At 36.2% G+C, this 11921-nt stretch carries 14 protein-coding genes; 9 read left to right on the top strand and 5 right to left on the bottom strand.

Going from position 1 to position 11921, the window contains the following annotated elements; genetic code table 11:
• Nucleotides 1–237 precede the first annotated feature (237 nt).
• The gene (locus tag IQI_RS20395) at nucleotides 238–357 is read left to right on the top strand and encodes a GapA-binding peptide SR1P (protein WP_082892769.1); all 120 of its coding nucleotides are present in this window, start codon (nucleotides 238–240) and stop codon (nucleotides 355–357) included.
• Between the two features lie 101 nt (nucleotides 358–458).
• Here the strand turns inward: IQI_RS20395 and IQI_RS17265 are convergent, their stop codons facing one another.
• Nucleotides 459–1928 carry an aminotransferase class I/II-fold pyridoxal phosphate-dependent enzyme gene (locus tag IQI_RS17265; RefSeq protein WP_064093860.1) on the bottom strand — a complete coding sequence of 490 codons (1470 nt, stop codon included), beginning with the start codon at nucleotides 1926–1928 and terminating at the stop codon, nucleotides 459–461.
• A 232-nt stretch (nucleotides 1929–2160) separates the two neighbouring features.
• On the opposite strand from IQI_RS17265, the gene IQI_RS17260 reads away from it, so the two are divergent.
• Together IQI_RS17260 and IQI_RS17255 are read left to right on the top strand one after the other, a co-directional pair.
• Nucleotides 2161–3123, top strand: coding sequence for an NAD(P)H-dependent flavin oxidoreductase (locus IQI_RS17260; protein ID WP_064093859.1), 963 nt, complete (start codon nucleotides 2161–2163; stop codon nucleotides 3121–3123).
• Nucleotides 3124–3150: 27 nt separating this feature from the next.
• A complete protein-coding gene (locus IQI_RS17255; RefSeq protein ID WP_064093858.1) occupies nucleotides 3151–3423 on the top strand; it encodes a UPF0223 family protein in 273 nt (90 codons plus the stop codon).
• A gap of 57 nt (nucleotides 3424–3480) precedes the next feature.
• Here the strand turns inward: IQI_RS17255 and IQI_RS17250 are convergent, their stop codons facing one another.
• Nucleotides 3481–4101 carry a YktB family protein gene (locus tag IQI_RS17250; protein ID WP_064093857.1) on the bottom strand — a complete coding sequence of 207 codons (621 nt, stop codon included), beginning with the start codon at nucleotides 4099–4101 and terminating at the stop codon, nucleotides 3481–3483.
• Nucleotides 4102–4265: 164 nt separating this feature from the next.
• Between IQI_RS17250 and IQI_RS17245 the strand changes: the two genes are divergently transcribed.
• Nucleotides 4266–4466, top strand: coding sequence for a hypothetical protein (locus IQI_RS17245; protein WP_328585746.1), 201 nt, complete (start codon nucleotides 4266–4268; stop codon nucleotides 4464–4466).
• Between the two features lie 322 nt (nucleotides 4467–4788).
• Nucleotides 4789–5586, top strand: coding sequence for an inositol monophosphatase family protein (locus tag IQI_RS17240; protein WP_064093855.1), 798 nt, complete (start codon nucleotides 4789–4791; stop codon nucleotides 5584–5586).
• Nucleotides 5587–5652: 66 nt separating this feature from the next.
• Here IQI_RS17240 and IQI_RS17235 read toward each other — a convergent pair whose 3' ends face one another.
• Nucleotides 5653–5838, bottom strand: coding sequence for a YlaF family protein (locus IQI_RS17235; protein WP_064093854.1), 186 nt, complete (start codon nucleotides 5836–5838; stop codon nucleotides 5653–5655).
• A gap of 339 nt (nucleotides 5839–6177) precedes the next feature.
• Here IQI_RS17235 and typA point away from each other — a divergent pair, with 339 nt between their 5' ends.
• Nucleotides 6178–8016: a translational GTPase TypA gene (typA, locus tag IQI_RS17230; RefSeq protein ID WP_064093853.1), complete on the top strand. Its 1839-nt coding sequence runs from the start codon at nucleotides 6178–6180 to the stop codon at nucleotides 8014–8016.
• Between the two features lie 23 nt (nucleotides 8017–8039).
• Nucleotides 8040–8348 carry a YlaH-like family protein gene (locus IQI_RS17225; protein ID WP_064093852.1) on the top strand — a complete coding sequence of 103 codons (309 nt, stop codon included), beginning with the start codon at nucleotides 8040–8042 and terminating at the stop codon, nucleotides 8346–8348.
• 470 nt (nucleotides 8349–8818) lie between these two features.
• Here IQI_RS17225 and IQI_RS17215 read toward each other — a convergent pair whose 3' ends face one another.
• A complete protein-coding gene (locus tag IQI_RS17215; protein WP_064093850.1) occupies nucleotides 8819–9019 on the bottom strand; it encodes a YlaI family protein in 201 nt (66 codons plus the stop codon).
• A 193-nt stretch (nucleotides 9020–9212) separates the two neighbouring features.
• Here IQI_RS17215 and IQI_RS17210 point away from each other — a divergent pair, with 193 nt between their 5' ends.
• A complete protein-coding gene (locus tag IQI_RS17210) occupies nucleotides 9213–9668 on the top strand; it encodes a pyridoxamine 5'-phosphate oxidase family protein (protein ID WP_064093849.1) in 456 nt (151 codons plus the stop codon).
• A gap of 111 nt (nucleotides 9669–9779) precedes the next feature.
• On the opposite strand, the gene IQI_RS17205 is transcribed toward IQI_RS17210, so the two are convergent.
• Complete coding sequence (locus IQI_RS17205; protein ID WP_064093848.1) at nucleotides 9780–10382, bottom strand: YhcN/YlaJ family sporulation lipoprotein; 603 nt, start codon at nucleotides 10380–10382, stop codon at nucleotides 9780–9782.
• 176 nt (nucleotides 10383–10558) lie between these two features.
• Between IQI_RS17205 and IQI_RS17200 the strand changes: the two genes are divergently transcribed.
• Nucleotides 10559–11887 (top strand): PhoH family protein, encoded by a 1329-nt coding sequence (locus tag IQI_RS17200; RefSeq protein WP_064093847.1) that lies wholly within the window; start codon nucleotides 10559–10561, stop codon nucleotides 11885–11887.
• Nucleotides 11888–11921 lie beyond the last annotated feature (34 nt).

Here is an 11921-nt window from a genome sequence, read left to right as displayed (position 1 = left end):
AACTATAGTTCATTTGGGCGTTTTTTGTATACTTTAGAATAAGATTTTAAACAAATTAAACATTTTTTTGAAAATGTTTACATATATTTTATTATTCAATAGTATGTTTTAATGGAAGAATAAAAAGTTAAATATGTTATACAATTAGAGGTTGATTTTTTAAATGTGTTATATTATTATATAAGTAAGGAAAATAAAGCGTTTTCAAAAACATCTTGTGAAGGAGAGGAAATAAAGATGGGAACAATTGTATGTCAATCTTGCCTTAACACTATTGATCATTATGAGGATGAGAAAGTTTCTGTTTTATTCTCTAACTGCTGTGATTGCAATGATGATGTAGAACTAGATGACTAATACCTGCTTAGGGGAGTAAGGAATTAGAACGGTCTCAAAAGGGGTTATCATAAATAAAAAGGATGAAGAAGTGAAACTTCTTCATCCTTTTTTGTACAGATTTAACGTATTGCTCGATGTTCTTTAATCACTCGTAAGTGTCTTAGGTCATAATCTTCAGGACCCTGAACCGGTAATCCAGCTTCGATATTTGTTTTTATATAGCTTATATTTTCTTTGGTAATGATTTCTCCTGGAATAAATATCGGAATTCCTGGAGGATATACCATGATGAATTCTGCTATTGTTCTGCCGACAGAATCATCGATTGGGATGACTTCTGTATCAGCATAAAAGGCATCTCTTGGAGTCATTGAGAGAACAGGAATATCAGGTAACATTACAGTGACTGGTTTAATATCTCCGTGTTTCTTCAATTGAGTTGCCAGTTCTTTTAAAGCCGCAACCAACTGGTTTCCTTCCACTTCTGTATCACCAGGTGTGATAATACAAAGAATATTGTATAAATCCGACATTTCAACTTCGATGTTATATGCCTCTCGCAACCATTTTTCAGCATCAAACCCGCTTATCCCCAAATCCTTCACAGAAACAATTAATTTTGTTGGGTCAAAATCAAACGTCGCTTTCGTTCCGAGTATTTCTTTCCCTACACAATGAAGTCCATCAATTGTATTAATCTCTTTACGAATTTGTTGAGATAATTCAATCGTCTTGCTTATTAATTCATATCCTTCAGTAGCCAATCTTTTTCTAGCAACATCTAATGAAGCCAGTAGCAGGTAAGAAGTGGAGGTTGTTGTTAACATACTTAATATGGTTTGAACTCTTTTAAATGAGACAAGACCTTCTTTCATATTAAGAACAGAACTTTGCGTCATTGAACCGCCCAGTTTATGAACACTTGTGGCTGCTAAATCTGCACCAGCCTGCATTGCTGACAGGGGAAGATCATCATGGAAATGTATGTGAACACCGTGTGCCTCATCAACTAACACAGGAACATCAAATGAATGGGCTATTTCAACAATTTTCTTCAAGTCAGCGGAAATGCCAAAATAAGTAGGGTTAATGACAAGAACTCCCTTTGCATCCGGGTGTTGTTCCAGGGCTTTTTCAACGGCGTCGGTTGTTATTCCGTGAGAAATACCAAGATCCTCATCAATATCAGGGTGGATAAAGATAGGAGTTGCTCCTGAAAATACGATTGCTGACATAACAGATTTATGAACATTCCTAGGAACAATAATTTTATCTCCAGGACCACACACACTCATCACCATAGTCATAATGGCGCCACTGGTGCCTTGGACTGAGAAAAATGTATGATCTGCACCAAATGCTTTTGCAGCTAAATCTTGGGCGTGCTTTATCATCCCTTTTGGCTGATGAAGATCATCCAATGGACCAATGTTTATGAGGTCAATCGAGAGAGCTTTTTCTCCGATGAAATCTTTAAAAGTAGGATCCATTCCTGCCCCTTTTTTATGTCCAGGAATATGGAATTGTACAGGATTTTTTTTACTATGTTCAATTAAGCCGGTAAATAACGGCGTTTCATATTGAGACAATTCATTCAACACCTCTTCGTATACTTATTAACATGAATCCTAAAGTGATTATTATAAAGGAATAGCAAGCTTTTTAAAACAATAAAGACAATCTCTTTCAACAAACAAATGAATTATAGCACTTAACATTTTCTTTGCATAGTGGCATATGCCCATACTTTATTCATTTTTATCATAAGAAAAGGATTTTATTTATAATATCGAGAATAGTTGAAGTATAGGAGGGATTAAGTTGAATTGGAGTACAAAAGTTACAACATTATTAAACATCAAATATCCTATCATTCAGGGTGGATTAGCTCATTTAGCATATGCTGAATTAGCAGCTGCTGTGTCGAATGCTGGTGGATTAGGACAAATTACAGCAATGTCATTAGATAACTCAGAGGAGTTAAGGGAAGAGATAAGAAAAGTAAAGACATTAACAGATCAACCTTTTGGTGTGAATTTTGCCATTGGCCAGCATGGGCGCCCATTTAAAGATTTTGTTGATGTAGCTGTAGAAGAAAATGTACCTGTTATTTCTGTAACAGGAGGTAATCCAACACCATTATTCCATCAGTTACAAGGAAAGGATATTGTGAAATTAGTATTGGTGGCTTCTAAGAGACAAGCGATTAAAGCAGAGGAGCTTGGAGCTGATGCCGTAATGGTGGTTGGCCATGAAGGAGGCGGCCACTTAGGGAAAGATGATATTGGAACCTTTGTATTAATTCCTCAGGTTGTGGATGCTGTATCGATTCCTGTAATTGCTTCTGGAGGTGTTGGTGATGGGAGAGGCTTAATGGCAGCTTTAAGCTTTGGAGCAGAAGGAGTAGAAATGGGGACTAGGTTCATTGCTACAAAGGAATGCATTCATGCTTCGGATGTTTATAAGCGCGCCTTGATTGAAGGAGATGAGAATGGTACAGTAGTCATTAAACGTTCACTTGGAGCTCCTGCAAGAGCGATTTCAAACACTTGGACTAATCAAATTATCGAGACTGAAGCATTAAACGCTGGATATGAGAGCATTAAAGATTACATAAGCGGTGAAGCAAATAAACGTTTTATTTATAACGGTGAAATGAATAATGGATTCGCATGGGCAGGACAAGTCATGGGATTAATAAAAGATAGTCCATCTGTACATGAACTGATTCAACGAATGATTGCTCAAGCAGAAGGAATTCGAAGAAAGTGGAACGAGAAATAATGACTAACAAGGAGTTGTTTGAGAAAAATGGAATATCAATACCCTTTCTCGATTGACTGGTCTACAGAAGAAGTAATCGATGTCATTTCTTTTTTTGAGGCTGTGGAAAAGGCTTATGAAAAAAGTGTAAAAAAAGAAGAGCTTATGAGTAGATATAAAAGGTTCAAAGAAATTGTACCGAGTAAATCAGAAGAGAAGAAAATTTGCAATGAATTTGAAGAATCTAGTGGCTATTCATCTTACCGAGTAGTGAAGAAAATGAAAGAATCCCAAGAGAACGAATCAATTTCTATGAATTAAAAAGAAGACTACCGACAAGGTAGTCTTCTTTTTCTGTTAAACACTTTTTCTATTGGTTTAGTTCATTTTATAAAGGGGTAAAAGTGTTTCAAAGGCGCTATTAATATTGTGGACAAGCTCATCGCCATTCATTTTTACAATTGTATCACGATCTAAATGAACGCCACATAATAGTTCAGCCTTTTTTACATTTTGAACTCTTTGAGTAAGGGAAATGAAATCATCCCGAGTCATAGAAGAAAAAGGTGTAGCATCAGGTTTAGTATGATCGCCTGACCAAACATAATGGCTTGGAATGAATGATCGGATGTCATCTGCATTTTTTTCAGCTTTTTTACCGAAGTCAGCTTTGTTTGGAGCTTCGTAAATCATTGCAAACCATATAAACACATGGGTTTTCCACAATCCTATTTGAAAATGTGGATGTTTTTTATAACCACGTTTGTTATTAGCGAAAGCAACCCAAGTATCATTAGGTGGATTTACTGATCGACGTGCATGTTTTGCTACATGATAAAACATTTCTTCACCAGTTAATGTACTCAAAGTTGGTGCAAAGTGCTCTCCCAGAAATTCTAATTTTGGCTGAATGTTTTCTTGAATCGCTTTCATTCTATTATCCAAACCGTCAATGGCAAAAACATCGAAATCATCTTGTGTAAAGCCTTTAAAATTCATTTAGTATCCTCCTTTTAACAACCATATCTTATCACAAGAAAGAGGAAGCTTGTATATTAAACGTTTTAAGTTGGGTGTTTGCACATTTTAGTTACAAGATGAGGAGAAATTTCATAACATGTAGTAATTATTATCAGAACAATCAGATAAAACGGAAGGGGTGTATGAACTTGAAACAAGTAATGAACACTTCTAAAAAACGTGATGTACAGCAGCAACGATTAAATGTATTGAGACTTGAATTAGATTATGAGCTTGCAGTATTATTTGAGGCAATTCAAACAAAAAACAAAGAGACACAAACGAAGTCTAAACAAAAGTTAGTGAGTATTCGTGAAGAGCTAATAAGAATGAAAGCCTTATAAAGCTTTAATCCTAATAAGGGGTATAAAGTATTATGATCAATAAAATGAATACAAAGGATTGAAGGCGAACTTCTAATTATGTGAAGAGTTCGCTTTTTTGTTGAGCTCTAACTTCACCAAGTTTACAAATTGGGAACGAATAAATAGATAGTTCTCTAGGGTGTTTTCCTTGAAACAGCCTCATATTTCCATTAAGCTATTTACTTATAGAAAAGCTCTTTCATATCTTATTTACATATAAATAAGTGAGTAGGGACTATGAAAAGGAACATATTAGAAATAAAGTACTTGTTTTTCATATAGTATATTGGAGGTCTAAACGATGACAAACTGGACTGAATTAGATCAAAACGTGAGATCATGGATAAAAGAAGCTGGAGAAAGAATTCGCCACTCATTTCAAACGGAACTAAATATCAAAACCAAATCAAATCGTAACGATTTAGTAACAGATATGGATGAGGCAACAGAGCATTATTTTACTGAAAACATTCGTCAAACCTACCCAGATCATCAAATACTTGGTGAAGAAGGGTATGGGGATGAGTTGAACGAATTATCTGGTATCACATGGATTATCGATCCCATAGATGGAACAATGAATTTTGTGCATCAACAACGAAATTTTGCTATTTCGATTGGGATATATGATGGAAGTGTTGGTCAATTAGGTTACATATATGACGTCGTTCATGATGAGCTTTATTTCGCAAGTAAGGGCAAAGGAGCATACATGAATGATACGAAGCTCCCCACTCTTAAAAGTGTCTCCATTGCAGATGCTGTAATCGCACTTAATGCTTTGTGGGTTACAGAAAACAATCGTATTGATCATACAATTCTTGCCCCTTTAGTTAGGGATGTAAGAGGAACCCGTTCTTATGGATCAGCTGCCATGGAGATGGCTTATGTTGCAGCGGGAAGGCTAGATTCTTATTTAACGATGAGATTAGCTCCCTGGGATTTTGCGGCAGGTAAAATTTTAATCGAAGAAGTGGGTGGCGTTGTTTCTGATTTAAAAGGAGAGACATTAAACCCATTGAACAAGAGTTCAGTATTTGTCGGGAAACCTGGTCTGCATGAAACGATTTTAACAAAGTACTTAAAGGTTAAAAAATAGATAAGAAAAGGCATGGAAGGGGACATTCCTTTTCCATGCCTTTTAGTTTCTGTACAAACCACTCAATTAGAGCTTACCTTCTTCCCGGTATTTTTTCTTTGTTTTAAAGCCATATCCCATTGTTATAAACAGGCAAATCAAACTGAAGACAGCGATAAGTAAGCTACCCTCACTGATGGATATTGCGATTCCCATAAGTGAAGCTGCTGCTAATATTGAAAATAAAACAAAAATCCATTTTATGTTTCCCATTCTCTAACCCCCATCTATTATTCTTAAACGACCTTTTTCATTCTTTAATGCGGTAGTAGATTTTAACCCATAACCGTTTCCATTATTAATCATTAAACTAAATTGGCTTCAATGGTTATAATAACATGAAAGTATGTATTTTTTTATTGAATTTTACCGGTTACACAGATATTGTGCAAAGAGAAGGGGCATGGCAGGTACAAAAGCCTGAGAAGTTACGCTAGCCAAAAAGATTTATTATGGCTTTTCTACATGCTGTGATATAATGGTCTAGTTGAACAGAAATCGAACATATCTTTAACCTATTAGGAAAGAAATCCAATATTCAGGAGTGGAAATATGAACTTAAGAAATGACCTTAGAAATATTGCTATTATTGCTCACGTTGACCATGGAAAAACGACTTTAGTAGACGAGCTTTTAAAGCAATCAGGAATCTTCCGCGAAAATGAAACAGTTTCAGAACGTGCGATGGATTCAAATGATTTAGAAAGAGAACGCGGTATTACAATCCTAGCGAAAAATACGGCGATTCAATATAAAGACTCACGTATCAACATTCTTGATACTCCAGGACACGCTGACTTTGGTGGAGAAGTAGAACGTATCATGAAAATGGTAGACGGTGTACTACTAGTAGTAGACGCGTATGAAGGTTGTATGCCTCAAACCCGTTTCGTTCTTAAGAAAGCACTAGAACAAAATCTTACACCAATTGTTGTTGTCAATAAAATTGACAAGCCTTCAGCACGTCCTGAAGAAGTAATCGATGAAGTATTAGAATTATTCATTGAACTGGACGCAAATGATGAACAGCTTGAATTCCCGGTTGTCTATGCTTCAGCCATCAATGGAACAGCAAGTACAGATCCAGACCCTGAAAAACAAGATGAAAACATGCAGTGTTTATACGATTCAATCATTGAGCATATCCCTGCTCCAGTAGATAACTCTGAAGATCCACTGCAATTTCAGGTTGCGCTGCTTGATTACAATGACTATGTCGGTCGTATTGGTATCGGCCGTGTATTCAGAGGGACAATGAAGGTTGGTCAACAGGTAGTGTTAATGAAGCTTGACGGAACAGTTAAACAATTCCGTGTAACGAAAATTTTTGGTTTCTTCGGATTAAAGCGTGAAGAAATTCAAGAAGCAAAGGCTGGCGATTTAATCGCTGTTTCTGGAATGGAAGATATTAACGTCGGTGAAACGGTTTGCCCAGTTGAACATCAAGATCAACTTCCGGTTCTTCGCATTGATGAGCCTACACTTCAAATGACGTTCCTTGTAAACAACAGTCCATTTGCAGGTAGAGAAGGTAAATTCGTTACTTCAAGAAAAATCGAAGAGCGCTTACTAGCTCAGCTTCAAACAGATGTCAGCTTACGTGTTGAACCAACCGATTCACCAGATGCATGGACGGTTTCAGGAAGAGGAGAGCTTCACCTATCAATCCTGATTGAAAACATGCGTCGTGAAGGTTACGAATTACAAGTATCTAAACCACAGGTTATCATTAGAGAGATTGATGGCGTGAAAAGTGAGCCTGTTGAGCGTGTTCAAATTGACATCCCTGAAGAATATATGGGTGGAGTCATTGAATCACTTGGTCAACGTAAAGGTGAAATGCTAGATATGGTGAACAACGGTAATGGTCAGGTTCGTCTAATGTTCATGGTACCTGCACGTGGATTAATCGGTTATTCAACTGAATTCATGACCCTTACTCGCGGTTATGGTATCATCAATCACACATTCGATAGCTATCAGCCACTTCAAAAAGGTCGCGTTGGTGGACGTCGTCAAGGTGTTCTTGTATCAATGGAAACTGGGAAAGCATCTCAATACGGAATCATGCAAGTGGAAGATCGCGGCATTATCTTCGTTGAATCCGGTACAGAAATCTATGGTGGAATGATTGTTGGAGAACATACAAGAGAAAATGATATTACCGTTAATATCACGAAGCTGAAACAAGCGACGAATGTCCGTTCTGCCAACAAAGATCAAACCGTAACCATTAAAAAGGCAAGAATCATGACATTAGAAGAATCTCTTGAATATTTAAATGATGACGAGTATTGTGAAGTAACTCCAGAATCAATTCGTCTTCGTAAAAAAATTCTGGATAAGAATGAGCGAGAAAGAGCAGAAAAGAAGAACAAGGTTACTCAATAAACGGATTGAAGGGAGAGTAGGAAATGGATGTAACAGAGCGTTTGTCCTTTTTCGCATCCCTTTACCGTGTAGACGAAAACGCGGAAATGGGTATGTGGTTGCTGTATTTGACCATTGTAGGACTATGTATTTTAGTGTACAAACTCGGTTTTGCAAAGAAGCTACCGTTAATGAAGTCGATCCTAATCTATATCTTCCTGCTAGTAGGATGTACGGTTTTAACATTCTTAGGCATCTTTTTACCTGTTGCTGAGGGATTAGTGGTAGCTGCTCTTATTTTAGTCATATACAAGATTCGTTTAACAAACGAAAAGAAAAAAGGTAATGTATAAAAGATCATTAAAAAGGATGTCATCTCGGTTAAAGAGATGACATCCTTTTTTTACCTAGAAAATATATGGCTGGTAAAGATATTGCGTAAAGTAAATGTCCTAACGTCCATATAAAAATGGCATTGAAATTTAGTAGCTCTGGTACATCTTTTAGAGCTAAATAAGAAAGGGGAAAGTAAAGTAATACTGTTGGAAGGGTCAATGCAAAGGATAATAACCAAATCATTTTAATTGAACAATTTGTCTTTTTTATTAAGAATATGAAGGTTACTCCTAATATACATGAAATCAAGAGATGAAATGAAAATTCAATCCATTCTGGCCAGCTTACCTTCCCGATTAGTGGAAGAAAATCTACGTTGAGTAATAGGACATATACATTTATGTTTGTGATGTTTTGTATAAATTTTAAAAATACTCCTAGTAGGGAACCTGAAATTAATCCAACGAATACTCCGAATGAAATCTTTTTAAAATTCATCTTCCACTTGTGGAGATTTATAAAATTTAAAATTACCTGTGGATACTCTCTCTTCTGTTTTTTCTTTTATGCGGTCATGGCAGGAATCACACATATATGTGTGAATCGGTCTATTTCGTAATCTCTTCGCTTGTAATGAGTAATCATCGATATTATCAATTACTTCACACAACGCACATTTAACTCTCATATTTCACACCTCTAACTTTATCTATTCATAAGTCTAGTGTCATTAGTATATCATGTAGTAAGAACAAACGCTTTAAATAACTTTGTTGTGTGTATTTATTATGACAATTTGATATAGTATAATCAAATTGAAACATGCTAACAATAGGCTAACACTTGAAAATATTCCATTAAGCTATATAAAGGGGGATTGTATGGCTAATCAAGTAGAACGTAGCTTAATTCCTGCATTATTTGAACAACTACAAACGGAAAAATTTGTGACTTTGTCGACCGTTGATCATGAAAGTAGCGGTCCAAATGTAAGCGCCATTTCCTGGGTGTTCGCTAAAGATGAGCAGACTGTTTTTTTTGCTGTGGATCAACGATCTAGAATTGTTGAGAATATTAAGAAAAACTCTCTTGTAGTCATTAATTTAATTGCCAATGAATCTACCTATTCTATTGGCGGAAAAGCAGTGATCCATCAATCGAAACTTGATGGGGTGCCATTAAAGCTAACGCTTTTTAAGCTTGACATTGATGAGGTCAGAGACGTCATGTTTTATGGATCAAAAATTTCTACCGAACCGACTTATGAAAAGACTTACGATAAAAATGCAGCTGATCGTTTAGATCGACAAGTAATAGAAGCCATGAAAGATGCTTAAATATTAAGCGTTTCATGGCTTTTTCCTTTTTTATTTGATTCTCCTAAGACTTGTTGCCTTGAATGGGAGGGGAGTGAGTGTATTTTGTAAAATATGCTAACATCTTTCAAATTAGTCAATTTTTTTATACGATTGATTTTCTTGTTCTTTCTTTAACTGTTTCTCTTTTGTATTGTTGATTTTTTTCTTGGGTTCTTTTGGAGCATTTTCTGGATCTGTTTGTTTTAATGATTTTGGTAGCTCTGGCATTAACCTTCCGGAGATGTCAGATAATTCGTTCATAATTCCTTGTACAGGTTGTCCGTTTTGGATATCCTTGCTGATTTCCTTTAGTCTTGCATATAAGTCAGGATCTGCCACAACAATAGCTTGAGCCCCATAAGGGTCATCCTTTAAAGCTTCGGCAACGGAGTATTTGATGGAACCTACCTGTGAGCGCTCAACATTGGAGTCAATGTCAATGCCGACAAATGCGTATTTACCAAAGACAACAGCGGTGGCATCTTTAACATCTGGAATTCCAGTTGTTAAGCTTACGAGATGTTTTGAAATTTGTTGCCCAGATTTTCTTTCTACATGCTGAATATTGCTATCTTCTACAGAGATGGGTTTAGTATTCTTACTGTTTTGATCATTATTATACCCAACCTCATTTTTGTTAGCGCAGGCTGAAAGGATAAGGGTTAGTATGAAAAGATAGATAAGCTTAGTCATGTTGTACCTCCCGAATTGTGATCATTATCTCTTCTTATTGTGTAATTTTCTTCTATCTTTATACGTTTATTCATATATTTTAGAAACGGGCCGTCCTATTTACGTAGCTAGGAATAACCGGAACACCATTGGCTACATACAATAGTAAGAAGAAATCAGGAGCAGGAGGCATCGATTTGAATAAAATTTATGTTTTAGATACCAATGTCTTATTACAAGATCCACAAGCCATCTTTTCATTTCAAGATAATGAGGTGGTTATACCTGCAGTCGTTTTAGAAGAAGTGGATTCTAAGAAGCGTTATATGGATGAAATCGGAAGAAACGCAAGACATGTATCGAAGTTAATAGATAATTTAAGGCAAGAAGGAAAGCTCCATGAAAAAATCCCTTTATATACTGGGGGATCTCTTAGAATAGAATTGAATCACCGTTCCTTTCAACAATTGCAAGAAATATTTGTAGAGAAAACCAATGATAATCGAATTATTGCGGTTGCCAAAAACTTATCATTAGAAGAAGAGGCAAAGAAAGATGGAAAGTCTGTCATTTTAGTAAGTAAAGACACACTTGTGAGAGTTAAAGCCGATGCCTTAGGCTTACAAGCCGAGGATTTCTTAAGTGACCGTGTTATCGAGGTTAATGATATATATACTGGGTTTATGGAAGTATACACTGAAAGAGAGTGGCTTGATCAATTTTATGATAAGGGAGAGCTTACTCTTTCGGATATGACGAAGCAAAGATTTCATTCCCATCAATTTTTAATTATGAAAGATGCTTTAGGTAGCTCTGCTTCGGCTATTGGAATGGTAGATGCAACTGGTTTAAAGGTAAAGAAATTAGTGTACGACCAAGAACATATGTGGGGAATAAAAGCTCGAAATGTTCAACAAACAATGGCAACGGAGCTTTTGTTAAGAGACGACATTTCTTTAGTGACCATGATTGGTAAAGCGGGGACTGGCAAAACGTTATTAGCATTGGCAGCAGGTCTGCTTCAAACAGAGGATTTTCATAAATTCAACAAATTACTTGTCGCACGTCCTATTGTACCAGTAGGTAAGGACATCGGATATCTTCCAGGGGAGAAACAAGAAAAACTTCGTCCTTGGATGCAACCTATCTACGATAATTTAGAATATTTATTTAATGTAAAAAAACCTGGAGAATTAGATGATATTTTAGCAGGTATGGGATCAATAGAGGTAGAGGCTCTAACGTATATCAGGGGTAGAAGTATCCCGGATCAGTTTATTATAATTGATGAGGCTCAAAACTTAACAAAACATGAAGTGAAAACGATTTTAACACGTGTAGGAGAGCGGAGTAAGATTGTGTTAATGGGAGACCCTGCTCAAATAGATCACCCTTATTTAGATGAATACAACAACGGGTTAACCTATGTAGTAGAAAAATTTAAAGATCAAAAATTAGCAGGTCATGTAAAGTTGATGAAGGGTGAGCGTTCTGGCCTTGCACAACTTGCAGCAGATATACTTTAAGAGCATTGTTTACAAACACAATAATACTGTATGA

Source organism: Rossellomorea aquimaris TF-12, from assembly GCF_001648555.1.
Taxonomy (GTDB): domain Bacteria; phylum Bacillota; class Bacilli; order Bacillales; family Bacillaceae_B; genus Rossellomorea; species Rossellomorea aquimaris.
This window is presented reverse-complemented; position numbering and strand designations above follow the sequence as displayed.